Annotated in this window: 25 protein-coding genes; 19 read left to right on the top strand and 6 right to left on the bottom strand. The window is 69.8% G+C overall.

Annotation, left to right across the window (positions count from 1 at the left end; translation table 11 throughout):
* The first annotated feature begins 98 nt into the window (after positions 1-98).
* Positions 99-335 (top strand): hypothetical protein, encoded by a 237-nt coding sequence (locus ABGB19_RS09160; RefSeq protein ID WP_347685538.1) that lies wholly within the window; start codon positions 99-101, stop codon positions 333-335.
* A gap of 38 nt (positions 336-373) precedes the next feature.
* The gene (locus ABGB19_RS09155) at positions 374-862 is read left to right on the top strand and encodes a hypothetical protein (protein WP_347685537.1); all 489 of its coding nucleotides are present in this window, start codon (positions 374-376) and stop codon (positions 860-862) included.
* 6 nt (positions 863-868) lie between these two features.
* Here ABGB19_RS09155 and ABGB19_RS09150 read toward each other — a convergent pair whose 3' ends face one another.
* Both ABGB19_RS09150 and ABGB19_RS09145 read right to left on the bottom strand, forming a co-directional pair.
* Complete coding sequence (locus ABGB19_RS09150; RefSeq protein ID WP_347685536.1) at positions 869-1390, bottom strand: 2-oxo-4-hydroxy-4-carboxy-5-ureidoimidazoline decarboxylase; 522 nt, start codon at positions 1388-1390, stop codon at positions 869-871.
* Between the two features lie 71 nt (positions 1391-1461).
* Positions 1462-1950, bottom strand: coding sequence for an inorganic diphosphatase (locus ABGB19_RS09145; protein WP_347685535.1), 489 nt, complete (start codon positions 1948-1950; stop codon positions 1462-1464).
* Between the two features lie 101 nt (positions 1951-2051).
* On the opposite strand from ABGB19_RS09145, the gene dacB reads away from it, so the two are divergent.
* Genes dacB through ABGB19_RS09120 form a run of 5 tightly spaced genes read left to right on the top strand, consistent with a single transcriptional unit; the run spans position 2052 to position 8309 of the window.
* Complete coding sequence (gene dacB / locus ABGB19_RS09140) at positions 2052-3431, top strand: D-alanyl-D-alanine carboxypeptidase/D-alanyl-D-alanine-endopeptidase (RefSeq protein ID WP_347685534.1); 1380 nt, start codon at positions 2052-2054, stop codon at positions 3429-3431.
* Positions 3419-4486 (top strand): zinc-dependent metalloprotease, encoded by a 1068-nt coding sequence (locus ABGB19_RS09135; RefSeq protein WP_347685678.1) that lies wholly within the window; start codon positions 3419-3421, stop codon positions 4484-4486. Before dacB ends, ABGB19_RS09135 begins: the two co-directional genes overlap by 13 nt.
* A complete protein-coding gene (tilS, locus tag ABGB19_RS09130) occupies positions 4465-5427 on the top strand; it encodes a tRNA lysidine(34) synthetase TilS (protein WP_347685533.1) in 963 nt (320 codons plus the stop codon). The genes ABGB19_RS09135 and tilS overlap by 22 nt, the downstream gene beginning before the upstream one ends.
* A gap of 13 nt (positions 5428-5440) precedes the next feature.
* Positions 5441-6031, top strand: a complete 591-nt coding sequence (gene hpt, locus ABGB19_RS09125; protein WP_347685532.1) for a hypoxanthine phosphoribosyltransferase — start codon at positions 5441-5443, stop codon at positions 6029-6031.
* Between the two features lie 52 nt (positions 6032-6083).
* Positions 6084-8309, top strand: coding sequence for a molybdopterin-dependent oxidoreductase (locus ABGB19_RS09120; protein ID WP_347685531.1), 2226 nt, complete (start codon positions 6084-6086; stop codon positions 8307-8309).
* Here the strand turns inward: ABGB19_RS09120 and ABGB19_RS09115 are convergent.
* From ABGB19_RS09115 to ABGB19_RS09105, 3 genes are read right to left on the bottom strand one after another with little or no spacing between them, the layout of a single operon-like run.
* The gene (locus ABGB19_RS09115) at positions 8306-9049 is read right to left on the bottom strand and encodes an SIMPL domain-containing protein (RefSeq protein ID WP_347685530.1); all 744 of its coding nucleotides are present in this window, start codon (positions 9047-9049) and stop codon (positions 8306-8308) included. The genes ABGB19_RS09120 and ABGB19_RS09115 overlap by 4 nt on opposite strands.
* Before the next feature lie 15 nt (positions 9050-9064).
* A complete protein-coding gene (locus tag ABGB19_RS09110; RefSeq protein ID WP_347685529.1) occupies positions 9065-10081 on the bottom strand; it encodes a zinc-binding dehydrogenase in 1017 nt (338 codons plus the stop codon).
* On the bottom strand, positions 10081-11046 hold the full coding sequence (locus tag ABGB19_RS09105) for an alpha/beta hydrolase (RefSeq protein WP_347685528.1): 966 nt from the start codon (positions 11044-11046) through the stop codon (positions 10081-10083). Before ABGB19_RS09105 ends, ABGB19_RS09110 begins: the two co-directional genes overlap by 1 nt.
* A gap of 240 nt (positions 11047-11286) precedes the next feature.
* Between ABGB19_RS09105 and ftsH the strand changes: the two genes are divergently transcribed.
* The 11 genes from ftsH (at position 11287) to ABGB19_RS09050 (ending at position 20914) form a co-directional block, all read left to right on the top strand.
* Positions 11287-13599 carry an ATP-dependent zinc metalloprotease FtsH gene (ftsH, locus tag ABGB19_RS09100; protein ID WP_347685527.1) on the top strand — a complete coding sequence of 771 codons (2313 nt, stop codon included), beginning with the start codon at positions 11287-11289 and terminating at the stop codon, positions 13597-13599.
* An 18-nt stretch (positions 13600-13617) separates the two neighbouring features.
* On the top strand, positions 13618-14226 hold the full coding sequence (gene folE / locus ABGB19_RS09095) for a GTP cyclohydrolase I FolE (protein ID WP_347685526.1): 609 nt from the start codon (positions 13618-13620) through the stop codon (positions 14224-14226).
* A complete protein-coding gene (gene folP / locus ABGB19_RS09090) occupies positions 14223-15044 on the top strand; it encodes a dihydropteroate synthase (protein WP_347685525.1) in 822 nt (273 codons plus the stop codon). The genes folE and folP overlap by 4 nt, the downstream gene beginning before the upstream one ends.
* Positions 15037-15423 (top strand): dihydroneopterin aldolase, encoded by a 387-nt coding sequence (folB, locus tag ABGB19_RS09085; protein ID WP_347685524.1) that lies wholly within the window; start codon positions 15037-15039, stop codon positions 15421-15423. The genes folP and folB overlap by 8 nt, the downstream gene beginning before the upstream one ends.
* Positions 15420-15929 carry a 2-amino-4-hydroxy-6-hydroxymethyldihydropteridine diphosphokinase gene (gene folK / locus ABGB19_RS09080; protein WP_347685523.1) on the top strand — a complete coding sequence of 170 codons (510 nt, stop codon included), beginning with the start codon at positions 15420-15422 and terminating at the stop codon, positions 15927-15929. The genes folB and folK overlap by 4 nt, the downstream gene beginning before the upstream one ends.
* Positions 15929-16405: a DUF3180 domain-containing protein gene (locus tag ABGB19_RS09075; RefSeq protein WP_347685522.1), complete on the top strand. Its 477-nt coding sequence runs from the start codon at positions 15929-15931 to the stop codon at positions 16403-16405. Before folK ends, ABGB19_RS09075 begins: the two co-directional genes overlap by 1 nt.
* Positions 16406-16483: 78 nt before the next feature.
* Positions 16484-17740, top strand: coding sequence for a DUF6779 domain-containing protein (locus ABGB19_RS09070; protein ID WP_347685521.1), 1257 nt, complete (start codon positions 16484-16486; stop codon positions 17738-17740).
* A gap of 90 nt (positions 17741-17830) precedes the next feature.
* Positions 17831-18757 carry a DUF2520 domain-containing protein gene (locus tag ABGB19_RS09065; RefSeq protein WP_347685677.1) on the top strand — a complete coding sequence of 309 codons (927 nt, stop codon included), beginning with the start codon at positions 17831-17833 and terminating at the stop codon, positions 18755-18757.
* Complete coding sequence (gene panC, locus ABGB19_RS09060; RefSeq protein ID WP_347685520.1) at positions 18754-19686, top strand: pantoate--beta-alanine ligase; 933 nt, start codon at positions 18754-18756, stop codon at positions 19684-19686. Before ABGB19_RS09065 ends, panC begins: the two co-directional genes overlap by 4 nt.
* Entirely contained in the window at positions 19686-20093 is a 408-nt protein-coding gene (gene panD, locus ABGB19_RS09055) for an aspartate 1-decarboxylase (protein WP_347685519.1), read from the top strand. The genes panC and panD overlap by 1 nt, the downstream gene beginning before the upstream one ends.
* A 5-nt stretch (positions 20094-20098) precedes the next feature.
* Positions 20099-20914 carry a type III pantothenate kinase gene (locus ABGB19_RS09050; RefSeq protein ID WP_347685518.1) on the top strand — a complete coding sequence of 272 codons (816 nt, stop codon included), beginning with the start codon at positions 20099-20101 and terminating at the stop codon, positions 20912-20914.
* Between the two features lie 8 nt (positions 20915-20922).
* Here the strand turns inward: ABGB19_RS09050 and ABGB19_RS09045 are convergent, their stop codons facing one another.
* Positions 20923-22161 (bottom strand): alanine racemase, encoded by a 1239-nt coding sequence (locus tag ABGB19_RS09045; protein WP_347685517.1) that lies wholly within the window; start codon positions 22159-22161, stop codon positions 20923-20925.
* A gap of 23 nt (positions 22162-22184) precedes the next feature.
* On the opposite strand from ABGB19_RS09045, the gene lysS reads away from it, so the two are divergent.
* On the top strand, positions 22185-23717 hold the full coding sequence (lysS, locus tag ABGB19_RS09040) for a lysine--tRNA ligase (protein WP_347685516.1): 1533 nt from the start codon (positions 22185-22187) through the stop codon (positions 23715-23717).
* Positions 23718-23721 lie beyond the last annotated feature (4 nt).

Genomic DNA, 23721 nt, shown 5'->3' with positions numbered 1-23721 from the left:
TGCCCATGGCGCGGGCACAGATTGGCGCAAACGGCTGTGTTCGCGGCGCATGCCCGGTACCTTGATCGACGCAAACGTCAATACGCAGGGGGTATTCGATGCGCAGATTCGCAACAGCGGTCGCCGTGGGTGCGCTCATCCTGGGCCCGCTGGTGACCGCGCAGTCGGCCGGTGCGGCTCAGATCGCGCCCGACACCACCGACTACGTCCAGACCGCACCGACGGAGCCGACGGTCAAGGCCTTCGACTGCCAGGGGACGACGGGCGCGATGGGGTGTGGTCCCGGCTGGGTCTGGCGTGACGGCTGGCGCGGATGGGCGTGCTACCCGTGCTGACATCTACCGCCTTTAAGAGCGTGTTCGCGGTCGCAGCCATGGCTGCCGCTGCGACGATCGGAACGGGTTCGGCGACAGCGCAATCCATCGACTACAGCACCCTGCCGGTGGATCCGAACACGATCACCGACTCGCTGGCCTACACCGCGGCACCGCTGGACATCGACCCGAACGGGCAGCCCGGCGTGATGGCCGAATACAACCACCGCGAGGGCGGTACGCGCCAGATCACCACCACCATCCTGGTGTTGTCCGACACCCAGGCGGCGACGGCTGCGCTGGGCGGTGCGGCGGCCGAGGTCGCCAATCAGCAGTCGCAACCCGCCGCGGTGGGTACCGGCGGAACGATCGTCACCGGCACGTCGCCCGACGGCACCGAGTCGGTGACCGTGCTGACGTTCACCGAGGGCAACACCGCGGCGACGATCGAGTTCGACGGGCCGCCAAACGATCCGGTGCCCGCCGACATGGTGATCGAGTTGGGGCAGAAGCAGGCGACGGCGATCAGGGACTGGCAATCGGCCTAGCCCAGCTCACCAGTTGTCGTAGCCGCCTTCAGGTCCCAGCATGCGCTCCAGGCGCGTGCGGTTGACGCGGGCCAACTCGTCGCGCACCACCTTGCGCTCGGTCTCGTAGTCGTTGAGCAGCCGGTCGGTCATGGTCGCCAGCACATCCTGAGCGGCGAAGCCGTTGACGTACATCACGAAGCCGAAGCCGAAGTGCTCGAGATACTTCTTCGACGCCACCGCAAGCTGGTCCATCACCGCGGGCTCGTCGCACCAGATCGCGCACTGTTCGGCCGCCGACTTCTCGCTGCCCGGGCGTCGGCCGATGTCCGGGTAGGCCTGCAGGATCGAGTCGATCGAATCCTCCGACAGCCCGAACAGCAACTCGTCGGCGTGGCGCAACAGCGAGTCATGGTCGGCGTACGGGCGACCACGGGCCAGGTCCGCGGCCAACGGGACGCTGTAGCAGCACTCGAACAGGGCGTGCACCGCCCTGCGCAACGGCATTGCGTTGAACGCCTCGAGGCCGATCCCCTGATGCATCAACACAAGGGCAATGATGGGAGGCGCAGAGCACGCGGACGTTACCGCGTGTTACGGCGAGGAAAATTAGTTGCCGGTCAGTGACCGGCCTTCTTGTACCGCTCCACCGAATTTCGGAGTTCGGCCTCGGCCTCCTGACGGCCCACCCAGTCGGCGGCCTTGACGTACTTGCCCGGCTCGAGGTCCTTGTAGTGCACGAAGAAGTGCTTGATCGCCTCGAGTTCGAAGGAGGGGACGTCGGCGAGATCCTGAATTTGATCCCAGCGCGGGTCGCCGACGGGCACGCACAACAGCTTGTCGTCTCCGCCGGCCTCGTCGGTCATCTGGAACATCGCGACCGGGCGGGCCTCGACGATGCAGCCGGGGAACACCGACTCGGTCATCAGCACCAGGGCATCGAGCGGATCACCGTCCTCGCCGAGCGTGTTCTCGAAGAACCCGTAATCCGCGGGGTAGGCCATCGAGGTGTACAGGTAGCGGTCCAGCTTGACCCGACCGGTGTCGTGGTCGACCTCGTACTTGTTGCGCGAACCCTTCGGGATCTCGATCACTACGTCGAACTGCACCGCCACGGCTCCTTGCCCTGTGCTGAAGGTCTTGGGGACGGGCTCACCCTAATGGAGGGATACGCTGCTGTACGGGGGCGGTCCAGTCGATCAGGAGGGTTATGCGGCCCACTCAGTGGCGGCGATCCACACATGTGGTGGTCGGGGTGGCGGTGTTGCTGCTGGTCGCCGTGGTAGTGGCGGTGGCTGCCGTCCTCACCACGGGCCGGTCCACCGAGGCCGCGGCCGTCAAGCCCGCGCCGGCGCCAGTGACCGCCAGCCCTGCGGTCGTCCCAGTCGCCGACTCCGCGCCCAAGCCGACACCGGGCCGCCTGGCGGCCGTGCTCGCGCCCGCGCTGGCGGATCCCAACCTCGGCAACCTGACCGGCCGGGTCACCGACGCGATCACCGGCGCCGAGTTGTGGGCGCAGGGTGCCGACGTCCCGATGCAGCCGGCATCGACCAACAAGACGCTCACCGCGGCGGCCGCGCTGCTGGTGCTCGACCGCGACGCCACGCTGACCACTCGCGTCGTCAGCGGCGCCAGGCCCGGCGTGGTGGTGCTCAAGGGCGGCGGCGATCCCACGCTGTCGGCGGCGCCTACCGGCCAGGACACCTGGTACCGCGACGCGGCGCGCATCAGCGACCTGGCCGAACAGGTGCAGCGCACGGGCCTCGAGGTGACGGCGGTGCAGGTCGACGTGAGTGCGTTCAGCGGGCCGACGATGGCGCCGGGCTGGGACCCCGTCGACATCGACGGCGGCGACATCGCGCCGATGGAGTCGGTGATGCTCGACGGCGGCCGTACGCAGCCGGTGAGCGTCGACTCGGCGCGCTCGCGCACCCCCGCGCTGGACGCCGGCCGAGCGCTGGCGGTGGCGCTCGAGGTCGACCCCGCGACCGTGACGGTGCTGCCCGGCAGCGCGAGCGGCGGCAAGGAGCTGGCTGCGGTGCAGTCGCCGCCCCTGATGTCGCGGCTGCGCGACATGATGAACGCCTCCGACAACGTGATGGCCGAGGCCATCGGTCGCGAGGTCGCCGCGCAGGCGAACCGTCCGCAGAGCTTCGACGGTGCGGTCCGCGCGACACTCGGGACCCTGGAGGCCGCCGATGTCGACACCGCAGGCTCGACGTTGTTCGACTCCAGCGGCCTGTCCGTCGACGACCGGCTGACCGCGGAGACGCTCGACGAGGTCGTGCAGGCCGCGGTCGGCGGCGAGGAGCCGAAGCTGCGCCCGCTGGTCGACTTGCTGCCGATCGCGGGCGGTAGCGGCACGCTGTCCAACCGCTACCTCGACACCGACATCGTCAAGCCGGCGGCCGGGTTCCTGCGCGCCAAGACGGGCTCGCTGACCGGAACTAACTCGTTGGCGGGCATCGTCACCGACGCCAGTGGCCGGGTGCTGACCTTCGCGCTGATCTCCAACAACGCCGGGCCCACCGGGCGCATCGCGCTCGACAACCTGGCCGCCACGCTGCGCTCGTGCGGATGCAGCGCATGAGCCCGGCCGCCAAGTCGTCGCTGTCCGTCGGCCGCGCCGTCGACTGGAACTTCGCCGCCAGTGTCGGCGAGAAGCTGGCCCGCCCCGGACCGGCCGCCACCGACTACACCCGGCGCCAGGTGGTCGAGCAGTTGGCAGAGGCGTCGCGCTCGGCCGAGCTACCGGTGCGTGAGGTGACCGGCCTGATCGAGGGCGGGGAGATTCCCGAGGCGCGGATCGTGGACCGTCCGCAGTGGATTCGGGCCGCGACACAGTCCATGCGCGTGATGACCGGCGGCCACGACACCGACGGGCAGCGTCCGCGGATCACCGGACGCATCACCGGCGCGCAGACCGGTGCGGTGCTGGCCTTCGTCTCCTCGGGCATTCTCGGCCAATACGACCCGTTCGGTCCCGGGGGTGGGGAACTGCTGCTGGTCTACCCGAACGTGATCGCGGTGGAGCGCCAACTCCGGGTCGAACCCCACGACTTCCGGCTGTGGGTGTGCCTGCACGAGGTCACCCACCGGGTTCAGTTCCGCGCCCACCCGTGGCTGGCCCACCACATGTCCAGCGCGCTCGCCGTGCTCACCGAGGAGAGCGGCGAGGACGTCGCCCAGGTCGTCAGCAGGTTGGCCGAGTTCGTCCGCAATCGCTCGAACGGAGCTGCGCAGGAAGCGAATTCGGCCGGCATGATCGGGCTGCTGCGGGCGGTACAGTCCGAGCCGCAGCGCGAGGCGCTGGACCGACTGCTCGTGCTGGGCACCCTGCTGGAAGGCCACGCCGACCATGTGATGGACGCCGTCGGCCCTGCGGTGGTGCCGTCGGTGACCACGATCCGGCGGCGGTTCGACGAACGCCGCCAACGCAGACAACCGCCGCTGCAACGGGTGGTGCGGGCGCTGCTGGGCTTCGACGCCAAGCTCAGCCAGTACACCCGGGGCAAGGCCTTCGTCGACGAAGTGGTGTCCACCGTCGGCATGAACCGGTTCAACGCCGTCTGGTCGGGGCCCGAAACCCTGCCCCTGCCAAAAGAGATCGACGAGCCGCGGCGATGGATCGACCGGGTGCTGTAGCCACGCTGCGGGCAGCCGTCGCGGCGTTCGCGCGGGAGTTCGCGTCCGACGACGACCGCTGGTGTGTGGCCCTGTCCGGCGGGCCGGACTCGCTGGCGTTGACGGCGGTCGCCGCTGGGTCCAGGCCCACTACTGCGCTGATCGTCGACCACCAGCTGCAACCTGACTCCGCGACGGTTGCGCACACCGCGCGCGCGCAGGCAATGTCGCTGGGATGTGTTGACGCCGAGGTGATTCGGGTCGACGTCGGCGCGACCGGCGGACCCGAAGCGGCGGCCCGCACCGCCCGCTACCAAGCCCTCGAGGCCGCCCGAAACGGCGCGCCGGTACTGCTGGGGCACACGCTGGACGACCAGGCCGAGACGGTGCTGCTGGGGCTGGGCCGCGGCTCCGGTGCGCGCTCAATCGCGGGCATGCGACCGTGGGATCCGCCGTGGTACCGGCCGCTCCTGGGTGTCCGTCGCGCCGTGACGCACTCGGCATGCGCCGAGTTGGGGCTCACGCCGTGGCACGACCCGCACAACGCCGACCGCCGGTTCACCCGGGTGCGGCTGCGCACCGAGGTGCTGCCGCTGCTCGAGGACGTGCTCGGCGGCGGGGTCGCCGAGGCGCTGGCCCGGACGGCCGGCGCGTTGCGGGCCGACACGGACACGCTCGACGAGCTGGCGGGTCAGGCACTGACCGAGATGTCGCATCACGGCGAGCTAGACACCAAGTTACTCGCTTCGCTGCCGGATGCCCTGCGGCGCAGGGTGATTCGTGGCTGGCTGCTCGCCGGCGGCGCGTGCGACCTGACCGACAAACACATCCGGGGGGTGGACGCGCTGGTGACGGCCTGGCGCGGACAGGGCGGGGTGGCGGTCGGGTCGGCGCTGCGCAGCCGGCGGCTGATCGCGGGCCGCCGCGACGCCATGCTGACCCTGCACACCGAGCCGGTGTGAACCATGAAAAGCTGTGCAGGTGCCTGACCAACACGCCGAGCCCTATCCCGGCGACATCAAGTCGGTGCTGCTCTCATCCGACGAGATCCAGTCCAAGGTCGCCGAACTCGGTGCGCGCATCGGCGAGGAATACCGCGAGATGATCGGGCCCGACGGTCAGGACCTGCTGCTGGTGACCGTGCTCAAGGGTGCGGTGTTCTTCGTCACCGACCTGGCGCGCGCGATCCCCCTGCCGACGCAGCTGGAGTTCATGGCCGTCAGCTCCTACGGATCGTCGACGTCGTCGTCCGGTGTGGTGCGCATTCTCAAGGACCTCGACCGCGACATCAACGGCCGCGACGTGCTGATCGTCGAGGACATCGTCGACTCCGGTCTGACGCTGTCCTGGCTGCTGCGCAACCTCGCAACCCGCCACCCGCGCTCGTTGCGGGTGTGCGCGCTGTTGCGCAAGCCGGACGCGGTGCGCGCGGACGTCGACATCGCCCACGTGGGCTTCGACATCCCCAACGAGTTCGTCGTCGGCTACGGCCTGGACTACGCCGAGCGCTACCGCGACCTGAACTACATCGGCACGCTCGACCCGAAGGTCTACGACCAGCAGTAGCTTGACGTCGCAGGTAGTGGCGAAAGGTTCTTCGGCGGCGCACAATGCCGGGATGACCACCACCGCCCTGCGGATCTGTCCCCTGTGCGAGGCCACCTGCGGCCTGACGCTGACCATCGACGACGGGCGCGTGACCGGCGCCCGCGGTGACAAGGACGACGTGTTCAGCCACGGCTTCATCTGCCCGAAGGGCGCCAGCTTCGCCGAACTCGACAACGACCCCGACCGGCTGACCCGTCCGCTGGTCCGCCGCGACGGCCGGCTCACCGAAGCGACATGGGAGGAGGCCTTCGCCGCCGTGGCCGAGGGCCTCGGCGGCGCGATCGCCAGGCACGGCGGGGCGTCGGTCGGCGTCTACCTGGGCAATCCGAACGCCCACACCGTCGCCGGTGGGCTGTATACGCCGGTGGTCGTGAAGGCGCTGGGCACCCGTCAGGTCTACTCGGCGAGCACGCTCGACCAGATGCCCAAACACGTCGCGCTCGGCTACATGTTCGGCAACCCGGTGGCCTTCACCGTTCCGGACCTCGACCGCACCGACTACCTCGTCATCATCGGCGCCAATCCGCTGGTCTCCAACGGCAGTGTGACGACTGCCGCGGACTTCCCCGGCAAGCTGCGCGCGTTGCGCAAGCGCGGCGGGCGCCTCGTCGTCATCGACCCCGCCCGCACCCGCACCGCCGAGGTCGCCGACCGACACCTCGCTCCGCGCCCGGGCACCGACGCGGCGCTGCTGCTGGGTCTCGTGCACGTGCTGTTCGACGAGGACCTCGTCGACCTCGGCGCACTGGAGGACCTCGTCAACGGTGTCGAGGAGGTGCGCGCGCTCGCGGTCGACTTCGCACCGGAGACCGTCGCGGCTCACTGCGACGTGCCCGCCGATGACATCCGCACGCTGGCGCGCGAGATCGCCGCTGCGCCGTCGGCCGCCGTCTACGGCCGGATCGGCACGTCCACAGTCGAATTCGGCACGCTGGGCAGCTGGCTCGTCGACGTCGTCAACGTCCTGACCGGAAACCTCGACCGCCCCGGCGGTGCGATGTTTCCGCTCTCCCCGATCGCTGCGGCACCTCGTCCGCCGAAGCCGGGCCGCGGCTTTCTGACCGGCCGCTGGCACAGCCGCGTCTCGGGGTATCCCGAGGCGCTGTCGGAGTTCCCGGCGGCCGCACTCGCCGAGGAGATCGAAACGCCCGGCGACGGGCAGATCAAGGCGATGGTCACGATCGCGGGCAACCCGGTGTTGTCGGCGCCGGACGGCGATCGCCTCGACCGGGCGCTGGCCGGAGGATTCATGGACTTCATGATTTCTATCGACCCGTACCTCAACGAGACCACCCGCCACGCCGACGTCATCCTGCCGCCACCGCCCCCGTCGCGCAGCGCGCACTTCGATGTCGCGCTCAACGGCCTGGCGGTGCGCAACAACGCGCGCTACTCACCGCCGGCGCTGCCGCTGCGCGACCGCCCCGACGAGACCGAGATCTTGTCGCGAATCGCGCTGCTGCTGTACGGCATCGGCGTGGACGGTGACCCCGCCCTGGTCGACGAGCAGGTCATCGCGACCACGCTGGCCAAGGAGGTCGCCGACCCCGACTCACCTGTCGCCGGGCGGTCGGTCGACGAACTGACCGCGATGCTGCCGACCGGTCCGGGTTACGAACGGCGCCTGGACATGATGCTGCGACTCGGTGCCTACGGCGACGCGTTCGGCACCCGCCCCGACGGCTTGACCCTGGCCAAGCTCAAGGTCGCGCCGCACGGCATCGACCTCGGACCGCTGCAATCGCGTCTCGCCCAGGTGCTGCGGACACCAACGGGCCGAGTCGAACTCGCGCCCGAGCCGCTGGTCACCGACGCCAAGCGGCTGCGCGATGCGCTCGGCGGCCGCGGCGACGGCTTCCTGCTCATCGGGCGGCGACATCTGCGGTCCAACAACAGCTGGATGCACAATCTGCCCGCGCTGGCCGGCGGGTCGAACCGGTGCACGTTGCGGATCCATCCCGACGACGCCGCCGATCTCGGCCTGACCGACACCGCCGTCGTGAAGGGGCCCGGCGGCGAACTGCTCGCGCCGATAGAACTCGCACCGGGCATGCGCCGCGGCGTGGTGTCACTGCCGCACGGCTGGGGCCACGACCGCGACGGCACCGGCCAACAGCTCGCGGCCGGCCAACCGGGTGTGAATGTCAACCAGCTCAACGACGGCAACAGCCTGGATCCGCTGTCGGGCACCGCGGTGCTCAACGGCATACCGGTCGACATCGCTCCCGCGGGTTAGGTCAGCTCCCAGACGACGGTCACGGTGAACCCGACGGTCTGCTGGCCGGGTTCCAATGGCACGGCGGCCATTTCGGCGCCGCGGGTGCTGGGCAGCGGGATGGGCGGTGTCGGCCCCTGCGCCTCGGAGATCGAGACGACCTTGCCGAGGTCCATCCCGGACAGCTGCGCGTACTGGTCGGCGCGCTCCTTGGCGTCGTTGTAGGCGCGGCTGCGCGCGTCGCGCACCAGCTGCGAATCGTCCTCGAGCGAGTAGTTCACCGAGTTGATCCGGGTGGCGTTGCCGCCGCTGCTGACGATCAGCGCCAGCGCCTGCGACGCCGCGTCGAGTTGACGGATCTTGATGTCGATCGAATTGCTCGCGCGGTAGCCGACGATGGCCTGCGGGTTGTCGGACGCCCCGGAGAACTGCGGTTGCAGGCTCACCTCGGAGGTGCTGATGTCCTTGCGCTCGACTCCGGCGTCCACCAGTGCGTTGATCACCGCCTGCTGGCGCTCGCTGGTCTGGTTCATCGCGCCGGTGACGTCGGGGGCGATGAACTCGATCGAGGCGTTGACGTTGAGGGTGTCCGGCTCGCCCTGCACGTCCCCGGAGCCCAGCACGGTCACCTGGCGCAGCTCGGACTCGGCCGTCGCCGCTGGACCCGACGCCGCGTCACAGCCCGACACCACGAACGTCATCCCGGCCGCGGCGATAACGAGGAGATTGGTCGGCGTCTTCAACCGGGCTGCGATCGGCATGCCTGGCACCCTACTTCAGGGTGTCACCAGGATCTTGCAGTGCGCGTCGGGGTGAGCGAGTTCGTCGAACGCGGCGCCGATTCCGTCCAGGCCGACCTCACCGGTGATCAGCGGCGAGACGTCGATCTCGCCCTCGGCGATCGAGCGCAGCGACTGCGCGAACTCGTCCAGGTCGTAGGCGTACACGAACACCAGGGTGATCTCCTTGGCGTTGCCGAAGAACGGCACGACGCTGTCGGGCTCCATGCATACGCCCGCCACCACCACCCGCGCGCCGACGGGCGCCTCGCGCAGGACGTCGCTCAGAAGGCCGCGCGCACCGACGGCTTCGAACACCACCGCGGGCGTGACACTGTCGAACGGCGAACCCTGCGCGGGGTCGTGCGTCTCGTGCGCGCCCATGGTCTCGGCGAGCTGTCGCCTGGTCGTCGAGAAGTCGGCGGCCACAATGTGTTCCACGCCGCGGTGGCGCAGGGCGGCGATGATCGCGATGCCGACCGGGCCGCAGCCGAGCACCAGCGCAGTCTCGGCCCGGTCGATCGCCGACTTGTTCACCGCGTGCAGGCCGACGGCCATCGGTTCGGTCAGCGCGGCGCGGCGGGCGTCGAGACCGTTCGGCACGGTCAGCAACAACGGCGCCGACAGCAGCATCCGCTCGGCGTACCCTCCGATCGTCGTGTTCGACGAGAAGATCGGCTCCACCCCGGTCGGATGCAGCAGTGCGGGAACGGAAGTGACGACGGTGCCCGGTGCGGGCGCGTCGGTTCCCGGTCCCGCCTCGAGCACCTCGGCGCTGAACTCGTGACCGAGGAACACGTCCTTGGACAGGTCGAGTCGCGGGCGGTCGCCCGGCAACCCCTTCATCTGCGCACCGAGCGACACCAGTTCGGCTCCGTGCTCGGCGAAGTGCAGATCGGACCCGCAGATCCCGCATGCCTGCACACCGACGAGAACCTGCCCGGGACCCGGCACGGGGTCGGGAACGTCGTCGCGCACCACCATCCGCCCATCGCGCAGAACGGCGGCGCGCATCAGAAATCCACCGCCGCAAGGAACTTCAGCAGCTCGGCGTTGACCTCGGCGGGCCGCTCCTGTTGAAGCCAGTGCCCGGCACCGGCGATCATGACCTCGCGGTACTCGCCGGAGACCACCTCGCGGACCCGGTGCCGCGGCGTGTAGGCCAGCGTGGGGTCGTCGGCGCCACCGATGAACAGCGCGGGGACGGCGATGGTGGCGGCCGGGGTCGTCGCGGTCAGCTCCCAGTTGCGGTCGAAGCAGCGGTACCACATCAGCGGCGCGGTGAACCCGTTGCGGGTGAACTCCTCGACGTAATGGTCGAACTCCTCGTCGGTGATCCAGTCGGGCAGGCCGCCGGGATCCGGCATGCGCTCGAGGAAGCCCTCCGGACCCGGCTGCACCATCCGCAGCGCCGCGGCTTCGTCGGCCGGCGGCCCGAGCGAGCCGAGCAGCTTGCGCAGCGTGGCGGCCGGGTCCCGGTTGAGCTCGGCGTCGGCAGGGCCGGGCTCCTGGAAGTAGAGGATGTAGAAGAAGCTGTCGCCGAAGATCCGGCGGAAGGCCTGCGTGGTGGGCACCTGCGGGCGGGGCACCGGCGGCACGCTGAGCCCCGCCACCGCGGCGAACCGGTCCGGATGCAGCAGCGGCGCCGTCCACGCCACGACGGCGCCGAAGTCGTGGCCGACGATCGCCGCGCGCTCGGCACCGACGTCGTCGAGCAGCCCGACGATGTCGGCGCTCAACTCGACCATGGTGTAGGCCTCGACGGCGTCCGGCTTGGCCGAGGCGCCGTACCCACGCTGGTCGGGCGCCAGCACGTGGAAGCCGGCCTCGGCCAGCGCGGGCATCTGGTGCCGCCACGAGTACGCCAGTTCGGGGAAGCCGTGCGCCAGCACCACCAGTGGCGCCCCAGTCTCACCGGCCTCCAGAACCCGCAGTCGGACCCCGTTCGTTTCGACGAACCGCTCGGTCGGTGTAAGCACGTCGACCATCTTCCCCGCGAACCTACGGTTGGGAACGCGAATCGCAAGTGGCCCGCGAACCGCAGTGCGCTGGGCGTGCGCACCGTCGGGAACCGTGGTTCGTTGGTCTAGCGGTAGCCTTGAGGTTTCTCAGCTGCGCAGAGTGAAAGGGACGCCGGCCGCTTGCGGCTGAGAGGATAGAAGCCGCGGGCGGCCGAGAAGGCACAGGCCCGCGGGCGGCCGAAAGACGACGGATAGTTGATGAACCGGAAAAACGTTATCCGCACGCTCACCGTGATCGCGGTCGTGCTGCTGCTGGGCTGGTCGTTCTATTACTTCAGCGACGACACCCGCGGCTACAAGCCGATCGACACCTCGGTGGCGGTCGCCCAGATCAATCGCGACAACGTCGAGAGCGCGCAGATCGACGACCGCGAGCAGCAGCTGCGGCTCGACCTGAAGAGCGGCAACGGCGACACCTCTGATAGCGACAAGATCATCACGAAGTACCCCACTGGGTACGGGGCGACGCTGTTCGACGCGCTGCAGGCCAAGAACGTCAAGACCAACACCGTGGTCAACCAGGGCAGCATGCTCGGCTCCCTGCTGATCTACATGCTGCCCCTGCTGCTGCTGGTCGGCCTGTTCATCATGTTCTCGCGCATGCAGACCGGCGGCCGGATGGGCTTCGGCTTCGGCAAGTCGCGGGCCAAGCAGCTCACCAAGGACATGCCCAAGACCACGTTCGCCGACGTCGCAGGCGTCGACGAGGCGGTCGAGGAGCTCTACGAGATCAAGGACTTCCTGCAGAACCCGTCTCGCTATCAGGCGCTGGGCGCGAAGATCCCCAAGGGCGTGCTGCTGTACGGGCCGCCCGGCACCGGTAAGACGCTGCTCGCGCGTGCCGTCGCCGGTGAGGCAGGGGTGCCGTTCTTCACGATCTCCGGCTCGGACTTCGTCGAGATGTTCGTCGGCGTCGGCGCCTCGCGGGTCCGCGACCTGTTCGAGCAGGCCAAGCAGAACAGCCCCTGCATCATCTTCGTCGACGAGATCGACGCCGTCGGCCGCCAGCGCGGGGCGGGCCTCGGCGGCGGTCACGACGAGCGCGAGCAGACGCTGAACCAGTTGCTCGTCGAGATGGACGGCTTCGGCGACCGCCAGGGCGTCATCCTGATCGCCGCGACCAACCGGCCCGACATCCTCGATCCGGCGCTGCTGCGGCCCGGCCGCTTCGACCGCCAGATCCCGGTGTCCAACCCCGACCTGGCCGGCCGCCGTGCCGTGCTGCGGGTGCACTCGCAAGGCAAGCCGATCGCCGACGACACCGACCTCGACGGGCTGGCGAAGCGGACGGTCGGCATGTCCGGCGCCGACCTGGCCAACGTCATCAACGAGGCCGCCCTGCTCACCGCCCGCGAGAACGGCACGGTCATCACCGGCCCCGCGCTGGAGGAGGCCGTCGACCGCGTCGTCGGCGGTCCGCGCCGCAAGAGCCGCATCATCAGTGAGCACGAGAAGAAGATCACCGCCTACCACGAGGGCGGGCACACCCTGGCGGCGTGGGCGATGCCCGACATCGAGCCCATCTACAAGGTGACGATCCTGGCCCGCGGCCGCACCGGCGGACACGCCATGGCGGTGCCCGAGGACGACAAGGGCCTGATGACGCGCTCGGAGATGATCGCCCGCCTGGTGTTCGCGATGGGCGGGCGCGCTGCCGAAGAGCTGGTGTTCCGCGAGCCGACCACCGGTGCGGTCTCCGACATCGAGCAGGCCACCAAGATCGCCCGCGCGATGGTCACCGAGTACGGCATGAGTTCCAAGCTCGGGGCCGTGCGCTACGGCACCGAGCACGGCGACCCGTTCCTCGGCCGCACCATGGGCACCCAGGCCGACTACAGCCACGAGGTCGCCCAGATCATCGACGACGAGGTGCGCAAGCTGATCGAGGCCGCGCACACCGAGGCGTGGGAGATCCTGACCGAGTACCGCGACGTGCTCGACATCCTGGCCGGCGAGCTGCTGGAGAAGGAGACGTTGCACCGCGTCGAACTCCAGGCGATCTTCGGAGACGTCAAGAAGCGGCCGCGGTTGACCATGTTCGACGACTTCGGTGGCCGCGTGCCGTCGGACAAGCCGCCGATCAAGACGCCCGGCGAGCTCGCCATGGAGCGCGGCGAGCCGTGGCCCAAGCCGGTGCCCGAGCCGGCGTTCAAGGCCGCGATCGCCGCGGCGACAAAGGAGGCCGAGGCCGAGCAGATGGCCGAGGCCCCCAAGAACGGGACCAACGGCAACGGCGCCAACGGAATCCAGGGGCCCACCCAGCCGGACTACGGCGCACCCGCCGGCTGGCACGCGCCCGGTTGGCCGCCGCAGCACCAGCAGCAGCCGCCCGTCCAACAGCCCCAGGGCTACTGGTATCCGCCGCCTCATCCGGCGTGGCACAACCCCAACGCCGCCGGTGCGGCTCCGCCGCCGCCTTATCCGTATCAGCCCTACCCGGGCCATCCGCAGGGTGGCGCGCAGAATCCGAACGAGGACCAGGGTCAGGACAACGGCCGACAGAACGGCTGAACATCAACGGAGGCTTCAATGGCGCAGTCGCAGCACAACTCTGTCGTTTTCAACCCCGCGAAGTTCGACCAGCCGCGCGCCGAGGCCGCGGTGCGTGAACTGCTGATCGCGATCGGTGAGGACCCCGACCGCCACGGGCTCGAGGCCACCCCTGCCCGGGTCGCGCGGGCGTACAAAGAGGTGTTCGCCGGGCTCTACACCGATCCCGATTCGGTGCTGGACACCACGTTCGACGAGCAGCACGACGAGCTGGTGCTGGTCAAGCAGATCCCGATGTACTCGACCTGCGAACACCACCTGGTGTCGTTCCACGGCGTCGCGCACGTCGGCTACATCCCGGGTGAGGACGGCCGGGTCACCGGACTGTCGAAGATCGCCCGCCTGGTCGACCTGTACGCCAAGCGCCCGCAGGTGCAGGAGCGCTTGACCGCGCAGGTCGCCAACGCGCTGATGCGCAAGCTCGACCCGCGCGGGGTGATCGTGGTGATGGAGGCCGAGCACCTGTGCATGGCGATGCGCGGCATCCGCAAGCAGGGCGCAGTGACCACGACGTCCGCGGTCCGCGGTCAGTTCAAGACCGACAAGGCATCGAGGGCCGAGGCGCTGGATCTCATCCTGCGCAAGTGAACTCCACACGGGTGCGGGTCATGGGGGTCGTCAACGTCACCGACGACTCCTTCTCCGACGGGGGCCTGTTCCTCGACCGCGACCGCGCCGTCGTGCACGGCTTGCAGTTGGTCGCCGACGGTGCCGCGATCGTCGACGTCGGCGGGGAGTCCACCCGCCCCGGCGCCACCCGCATCGACCCCAAGGTGGAGACCTCGCGGGTGCTGCCGGTCATCAAAGAGCTTGTCCGCCAAGGTGTTACGGTCAGCATCGACACCATGCACGCCGATGTGGCGCGGGCGGCCCTGGAGAGCGGCGCCAGGATCGTCAACGACGTGTCCGGCGGCCGTGCCGATCCCGGCATGGCGCCGTTGCTCGCCGAGGCCGAAGTGCCCTGGGTGCTCATGCATTGGCGGTCGGTCGGCGCCGAGCGGCCTCACGCGGTGCCCGACTACGGCGACGTGGTCGCCGAAGTGCGCACCGAACTGCTCGCCGGCGTGGACGCCGCCGTGGCGGCGGGGGTGGATCCGGCCAACCTGATCATCGACCCGGGACTCGGCTTCGCCAAGACAGGCGCGCACAACTGGGCGCTGCTGCGGGCGCTGCCGGAGTTCGTCGCGACCGGAATACCGGTACTCGTCGGCGCATCGCGCAAACGCTTCCTGGGCACGCTGCTGGCCGACGCCGACGGCCGGCCGCGGCCGCCGGACGGCCGGGAGACCGCGACGGCGGTGATCTCGGCGCTCGCGGCACTGCACGGGGTGTGGGGGGTGCGGGTGCACGACGTGCAGGCGTCGGTCGACGCACTGAAGGTGCAGGAGGCGTGGGCGGATGGCTGATCGAATCGAGTTGCGCGGCTTGACCGTTCGAGGACACCACGGGGTCTTCGAGCACGAGCGGCGCGACGGCCAGGACTTCGTCGTCGACATCACCGTGTGGATGGACCTACACCAGGCAGCGGGCAGCGACGACCTGGCCGACACCCTCGACTACGGGGAGTTGGCGCAGCAGGCCGCCGACATCGTCGCGGGGCCACCGCGGGACCTCATCGAGACGGTCGCCGGTGAGATCGCCGAGAAGGTGATGACCGACGAGCGGGTGCACGCCGTGGAGGTCGTCCTGCACAAGCCTTCGGCGCCCATCCCACTGACGTTCGCCGATGTCGCGGTGGTGGCGCGGCGGTCGCGCCCAGGTGGCCGCGGCGGTGCCGACGGATGAGGGCGGTTCTGTCCATCGGCTCGAACCTCGGTGACCGGCTGGCGCTGCTGCGCTCGGTGGTCGACGGGCTCGCCGGGGATCTGCTCGCGGCGTCGCCGGTCTACGAGACCGCGCCCTGGGGCGGCGTCGAGCAAGGGCCGTTCCTCAACGCGGTGGTTATCGCCGACGCACCGGCCCTGGACGGCTACGGCTGGCTGCACCGCGCGCGGGAGTTCGAGAGATCCGCCGAACGGGTGCGCGACGAGCGCTGGGGGCCGCGCACGCTGGACGTCGACATCGTCAGCTGTCGCGACGGGGAACGGGAGGTCATCTCCACCGACCCGGAGCTGATGTTGCCGCATCCGCGGGCGCATCAGCGCGCGTTCGTGCTGGTGCCGTGGCTCGCCGTCGAGCCTGACGCCACGTTGACCGTCGACGGCGAGCCGCGTCGCGTCGCGGACGTCCTCGCCGCGCTCGACCGGACCGAGCGCGACGGCGTTCGTCGCACCGATCTGGTGCTGAGCTGATGGGGCCGACGCGCAAGCGCGACCTGGCCGCGGCGGCGGTGCTCACCGCGGTGGCGAGCTACCTGCTCGTGGTGCTGCTGTACCGCTGGTTCCCGCCGATCACCGGGTGGACGGGGGTGTCGCTGCTGGCGGTGGCGATCGCCGAGGCAGGGTGGGCGTTCTATGTCCGCGCCAAGATCAACGACGGCGAGATCGGTGACGGCCCGGGGTGGCTGCACCCGCTCGCGGTCGCGAGGTCGGTGCTGATCGCGAAGGCCTCCGCATGGGTGGGCGCGCTGGTGCTGGGGTGGTGGTCGGGGGTCCTGGCCTACCTGCTGCCGCGGCGCTCGACTTTGCGCGTGGCCGCCGACGACACCGCGGGTGCCGCCGTGGCGGCAGGGTGCGCACTGGCTCTGGTCGTTGCTGCGCTGTGGTTGCAGCATTGCTGCAAGTCGCCGGGCGAGCCGCCGGACAACGCCGACGGCGCAACGGATTAACGGGTTCGGCACGCTAGCTGCTCGAATCGCCGAAGTGGTCGACACGCGGAGTGACCTGTGGCGGGTACAGTCGCCCCCATGACCGAACCGACCCGCAGCGCGCGGCCCCGCCGCGGCGGCCGCAGGCCGGGTTGGATGCTGCTGACCGCGTTGCTGGTGCTGGCCATTGCGGCCAGCTCGGCGCTGGTGTTCACCAACCGGGTCGAGCTGCTCAGGCTCGCCGTCATCCTCGCGTTGTGGGCCGCCGTCGTCGCAGCGTTCGTGTCGGTCATCTACCGCAGACAAAGCGATGTCGACCAGGCCAAGGTGCGCGATCTCAAGCTCGTCTACGACCTGCAGTTGGACCGCGAGATCTCTGCCCGCCGGGAATACGAGCTGTCGCTGGAGTCGCAGCTGCGCCGCGAGCTGGCCTCGGAGGTGCGGGCGCAGGCCGCCGACGAGGTGGCCGGCCTGCGGGCCGAACTGGCCGCGCTGCGCGCCAACCTCGAGATCCTGTTCGACGCCGACCTGTCGCATCGGCCTGCGATCGAGAACGAGCGCACCACCGTGAGGGCGTACAGCGACTGGGCGCGCGACGCCGAGACCACCGGGCGCGTCACCAGCAGTCGCATCGACGCCGAGTACGGCGGCGACACCGACGTGCGCACCGAGGAAAGCCCGATCATCGACGTGCCCGCCGAACCTCATCCGCCGGAGTACGAGTGGGCGTCCCCGCCGCCGACCGCCGCGCCGGGCGGCGCCCACCGCAGGCCGTCGGACATGGAGCGGGAGGTCGGCCGGCACGGGGCCGAGCAGCCGCCGCAGTGGTCGCCGCCGCCGCAACCGGAACCGCAACCACCACCGGCCCCGCCGCCGCCACCACCACCCCAGCCGGAGCCCGTCGCCGAATGGCGGCCGGGGCCCGCCGCCGAATGGCAGCCCGCGCCCGCCGACGGGCAGTGGATCCCGGCGGGCGCGCCGGGCAGCAACTGGGTGGCGCCGGTCGAGAACGGCTCGGCGGCGGAGTATGTCGGGAGACGGCGTGCACCGGAGCCCGACGCCCGGCCGACCGAGATCCACCCCACGATGGCGACGCCGCCGCCGGAGCCGCCCCGCGGCCGCCACTCCGCACCCTCCGACGTCGCCGACCCCGGCCGGCCAGGGGCGCCGCCGACACTGGCCGCCGAACCGGCCCAACCGCCGCCGCGTCCCGAGCCATCGGCGGGCGAGACCGAAAGGCGGCGGCACCGCAGCGCCGACGACGCCGACACCGGCGGACAGTCGGTCGCCGACCTGCTGGCGCGGCTGCAGGCCACCCCCAGCCCGGGTGGCCGTCGCCGCCGCCGCGAGGAGTGAGCTAACCTTTAAGCGACCGTCCGGTACCCGCATGGCAGGACCGGAACGACACACTTTGACACTTTCAGCGAGGTCGGCTTCGTGGTTTCCATGGGGACCGCCGACGGATTCCGTCCGGCGCGGCTCACGATCGGCATTGTTTCCGCTGGTCGCGTCGGGTCCGCGCTCGGCGTCGCGCTCGAGCGCGCCGAGCACGTCGTGGTCGCGTGCAGCGCGGTGTCGCAGGCGTCCCGCGAGCGCGCGCGGCGCAGGCTGCCCGACACCGCGGTGCTGCCCGTCGACGAGGTGGCCGCCCGCGCCGAACTGCTCCTGCTGGCCGTGCCCGACATGGTGCTCGCCGAGCTGGTCTCGGGACTGGCCGCCACCGGGGCGGTGCGCCAGGGCACGATCGTCGCGCACACCTCCGGAGCCAACGGGATCGCGGTGCTGGCCCCCCTGGCCGAGCAGGGCTGCATTCCGCTGGCGATCCATCCGGCGATGACGTTCACGGGCGCCGACGAGGACATCGAGCGGCTGCCCGACGCCTGCTTCGGCGTCACGGCGGCCGACGAGGTCGGATATGCGATCGCCCAGTCGCTGGTGCTCGAGATCGGCGGCGAGCCGTTCCGGGTCCGCGAGGACGCCCGCACGCTCTATCACGCGGCGCTGGCGCACGCGAGCAACCACGTGGTGACCGTGCTGCTCGATGCGGTCGAGGCGCTGCGCTCCGCGCTGTGGGGGCAGGAGCTGCTGGGCCAGGAACTGGTCGGCGAGGCACCCGGCGGCATCGCCGAACGGGTCGTCGGCCCGCTGGCGCGCGCGTCGCTGGAGAACGCGCTGCAGCGCGGGCAGGCCGCGTTGACCGGGCCGGTCGCGCGCGGCGACGCGGCCGCGGTGGCGGGCCACCTGCAGGCGCTCGAGGAGGTCGACCCGGAGATCGCCCAGGCGTACCGGACGAACTCGCTGCGCACCGCCCAGCGCGCGCACGCGCCCAAGGAGGTCTTTGCGGTGTACTCGGATTCATCGGGCCGCTCATGATCGGACGCCAACCGAAGTTCACGGCCGCCGAGTTGAACGTGTACTCCAAACCTGGCGACGTCTCGGATGTCACCAAGGCGCTGCGCGCCACCGGCCGCCGAGTGATGCTGGTGCCGACCATGGGTGCGCTCCACGAGGGCCACCTGTCGTTGATCCGCTCCGCCAAGCGGGTCCAGGGCGCCGTCGTGGTGGTGTCGATCTTCGTCAACCCGCTGCAGTTCGGGGCGCACGAGGACCTCGACGCGTATCCGCGCACGCTGGACGACGACCTCGCCGCGCTGCGTGCCGAGGGGGTGGAGATCGCCTTCACCCCGACCGCCGCCGACATGTACCCCGACGGCACCCGCACCTCGGTGCATCCCGGACCGCTCGGTGCAGAGCTCGAAGGCGCTTCTCGTCCAATGCATTTCGCGGGCGTGCTGACCGTGGTGCTCAAACTGCTCAACATCGTCCGCCCCGACCGTGCATTCTTCGGCGAGAAGGACTATCAGCAGCTGGCGTTGATCCGCCAGATGGTCGCCGACCTCAACGTGGACGTCCAGATCGTCGGGGTGCCGATCGCGCGGGAGGCCGACGGCCTGGCGATGTCCTCGCGCAACCGCTATCTCGACGAGGTGCAGCGCGAGAACGCCGGCGCGCTGTCGGCGGCGCTGCTGGCCGGCATGTACGCCGCAGGGGAGGGCACGGCGGCGGCGCTGGATGCCGCGCGCGCCGTGCTGGACGAGGTACCCGCCATCGACGTCGACTACCTCGAGGTGCGCGACCCCAGTCTCGGGCCGCCACCGGCCGAGGGCGCCGCGCGCATGCTCATCGCGGGCCGGCTGGGTCATACCCGCCTTCTGGACAACATTGCCATCGACATCGGCACGCCGTCCGGTGTCGGCCCACAGGTCGAATACGACGAACACGAATTACCGTGGAGGAATTGATGTTACGGACGATGCTGAAGTCGAAGATCCACCGTGCCACGGTGACGCAGGCCGATCTGCACTACGTCGGCTCGGTCACCATCGACGCAGACCTGATGGATGCCGCCGATCTGCTCGAGGGTGAACAGGTCACGATCGTCGACATCGACAACGGAGCGCGGCTGGTGACGTATGCGATCACCGGTGAGCGCGGCAGCGGTGTGATCGGGATCAACGGCGCGGCAGCGCATCTGGTGCATCCCGGCGATCTGGTGATTTTGATCGCCTACGGCACGATGGAGGACGCCGAGGCGCGCAGCTACCAACCCCGCATCGTGTTCGTCGACGCCGACAACAGGCAGATCGACCTCGGTCACGACCCCGCCTTCGTGCCGGCCGACGCGGCCGAGCTGATGTCCCCGCGGTAGTACCCGTGCTGCTCGCGATCGACGTCCGCAACACCCACACCGTCGTGGGGCTGGTGTCTGGCAATGCCGAGCACGCGAAAGTGGTGCAGCAGTGGCGGATTCGCACCGAGTCCGAGGTGACCGCCGACGAGTTGGCGCTGACCATCGACGGACTGATCGGTGACGACTCCGAACAGCTGACCGGTGCCGCCGGCCTGTCGACGGTCCCGTCGGTGTTGCACGAGCTGCGCGAGATGCTCGACCAGTACTGGCCGTCCGTCCCGCATGTGCTGATCGAGCCGGGAGTGCGGACCGGCATCCCGCTGTTGGTGGACAATCCCAAGGAGGTGGGCGCCGACCGCATCGTCAACTGCCTGGCGGCCTATCACCGGTTCGGCACCGCGGCGATCGTCGTCGACTTCGGCTCGTCGATCTGCGTCGATGTGGTGTCGGCCAAGGGTGAGTTCCTCGGCGGCGCGATCGCACCGGGGGTGGAGGTGTCCACCGACGCATCGGCCGCCAGGGGGGCCGCGCTGCGCCGCGTCGAGCTGACCAGGCCGCGGTCGGTGATCGGCAAGAACACCGTGGAATGCATGCAGGCCGGCGCGGTCTTCGGCTTCGCAGGGCTTGTCGACGGCCTGGTGCAGCGGATCCGCGACGACGTCGACGGTTTCGCGGGCAGCGACGTCGCGGTCGTGGCGACCGGGCACATCGCGCCGCTACTGCTGCCCGACATGCGCACCGTCGGGCACTACGACCAGCACCTCACCCTCAACGGGTTGCGGTTGGTGTTCGAGCGCAACCGCGACAGCCAGCGCGGCCGCCTCAAGCCGGCTCGGTAGCGGAACCACTAGAAGAACGTGCGGATCAGGTCGACGACGCGGCCGCGATCGTCGAGCACCGGGATCATCGGCCACTTGTCGAAGACCGTGCAGGGATGTGAGATGCCGAACTGCACCCAGTCACCGATCTCGACGCTGTCGCCGTCGCCGAGCCGCAGATAGGCGTGCTGGTCGTTGAGCTTGGTGACGCGGCTGGCGGGTAATCCGTACGGCATCGGCAGATCCTGGTCGAAGGACACGTCGCGGCGGCCCATCGTCAGCAGCGCGAGGCCGGCCTGAGGGCGTGACATCACCTGGGCCCAGACGCTGAGCGCCGGCCGCAGCTCGCCTCGGAGCGGTGAGGTGCGTCCGTAGAGGCCGTCGTCGTGGGCGAGATAGCACCCGCTGCGCACGATCGGGACCACCGACAGCCCGGCGGGCCAGTCGGTCAGCGCGTCTGCGACGAGGTCGAAGTACGTGCTGCCGCCTGCCGTCGCCACGACGGCGTCGCTCTGCACCAGAGGTGCGATCCGCACCACGGCGCCGCGCAGCTGCGCGAGATGCGACTGCACCCGCGCGACCGCCTCGACGGTCAGGTCGTGGCCGAGGGCCGCCTCGTAGCCGGCCACCCCGACCAGCCGCAGTCGCGGCGACGCGGCGGCCGCCCGCGCGACCTCGTCGACCGTCTCGGCGTCGCGGCAGCCCGTGCGCCCGTCCGGCATGCCGATCTCGACACACACGTCCACCGGCCTGCCCGCCCCGGCCGCCGTCAACGCCGCCGTCATCAACGAGACCCCGCGCACCGAGTCCACCCAGCACGTCAGCCTGAAGTCGGCATCGGCGTCGAGTTCGGCTGCAAGCCAACGTAGTCCGGCCGTATCAACGAGCTCGTTGGCGAGGATCACCTCACGCACGCCGAACGCCCGGAACACCCGGATCTGGCTGACGGTGGCGGCGGTGACGGCGCACGCGCCGGCCTCGAGCTGACGGGCCAGCAGTGCCGGCGCCATATGCGTCTTGCCGTGTGGAGCCAGCAGCACGCCGTGGTCGGCGCACCAGCGCGCCATCGTCTCGAGGTTGTGCGTCAACGCCTCGGCGTGCAGCACACCGACCGGGCCGACGGCCCCGTCGGCGAACAATTCGGGCGTGCGCGCCCGCACCTGCGCGACGGTGTGTCCCCACCAGGCGGCCGGCAGGCCCTTGAATCTCCAGTCCAGCGCCTCGTCGGCCAGCGCGGCCACCGCCGTCGCGCTGATGGGGGCCGTCATGGGTTCATTTAAGCTGGCACGACGTGACCGCACCTGACTCGCCCGATACCGGAGCCGACTCCGCACTTCCGGATGACATCCCGGAGCAGTACCGGATCCGGCAGGCCAAGCGTGAGCGGCTGCTCGCCGAGGGCCGCGAGCCGTACCCGGTGGAGGTGGCGCGCACCCACTCGCTGGCCGAGATCCGCCGGGCTTATCCCGAACTGGCCGCCGATACGACGACCGGCGACATCGTCGGCGTCGCCGGTCGGGTGATGTTCGCCAGGAACTCGGGCAAGCTGTGCTTCGCAACCCTGCAGGAGGGCGACGGCACCCACCTTCAGGCCATGCTCAGCCTCGACCGGGTCGGGCAGGACTCGCTGGACGCGTGGAAGGCCGACGTCGATCTCGGTGACATCGTCTTCATCCGCGGCGAGATCATCAGCTCGCGGCGCGGGGAATTGTCTGTGCTTGCGGAATCCTGGCAAATCATTTCCAAGGCGCTGCGACCGCTGCCGGTCGCCCACAAGGAGATGAGTGAAGAAGCACGGGTGCGTCAGCGGTACGTCGACCTGATCGTGCGCCCGGAGGCCCGCACCATCGCGCGCCGGCGCGTGGCCGTGGTGCGCGCGGTGCGGTCCGCGCTCGAACGGCGCGGGTTCCTCGAAGTCGAGACGCCGATGCTGCAAACGCTCGCCGGCGGAGCGGCGGCGCGCCCGTTCGTGACGCACTCCAATGCACTCGACTCCGACCTCTATCTTCGTATCGCGCCGGAACTGTTCCTCAAGCGAGCGTTGGTGGGCGGATTCGAGCGAGTCTTCGAGCTGAATCGTGTGTTCCGAAATGAAGGCGCGGATTCTACGCATTCCCCCGAATTTGCGATGCTCGAGACTTATCAGGCCTACGGTACCTACGACGATTCCGCCGTCATGACCCGTGAGCTTATTCAAGAAGTTGCGGATGAGGCTATCGGGACTAGAGAGGTGCCATTGCCGGATGGCACGGTCTACGATCTGGACGGGGAATGGCAGTCCCTGGAAATGTATCCCTCGCTATCAGAAGCGCTCGGAGAAGAGATCTCGCCGGAAACCACTGCCGAGCGGTTATGGGCGATCGCCGACCGCCTCGGCGTCGAGATTCCGCGTGACCGCGGTTACGGACACGGCAAACTGGTCGAGGAACTTTGGGAGCACGCCGTCGGCAGCACCCTGTGGGCGCCGACGTTCGTCCGGGACTTTCCCGTCGAAACGACCCCGCTGACCCGCGCACATCGCAGTGTTCCCGGAGTCACAGAAAAGTGGGACCTCTACATCCGTCACATCGAGTTGGCGACCGGCTACTCCGAACTCATCGACCCGGTAATTCAACGGGAAAGATTTGCGGCACAAGCCAGTGCGGCGGCCGCGGGTGATGACGAGGCAATGGTTCTCGACGAGGATTTCCTGGCTGCATTGGAGTATGCGATGCCACCGTCAACGGGTACCGGAATGGGCATCGATAGGTTGTTGATGGCTTTGACGGGCCTGTCGATTAGGGAGACGGTTTTGTTCCCGATTGTTCGCCGCCATGGTAACTGAACTG

Source organism: Mycobacterium sp. B14F4 (genome assembly GCF_039871645.1).
Taxonomy (GTDB): domain Bacteria; phylum Actinomycetota; class Actinomycetes; order Mycobacteriales; family Mycobacteriaceae; genus Mycobacterium.
This window is presented reverse-complemented; position numbering and strand designations above follow the sequence as displayed.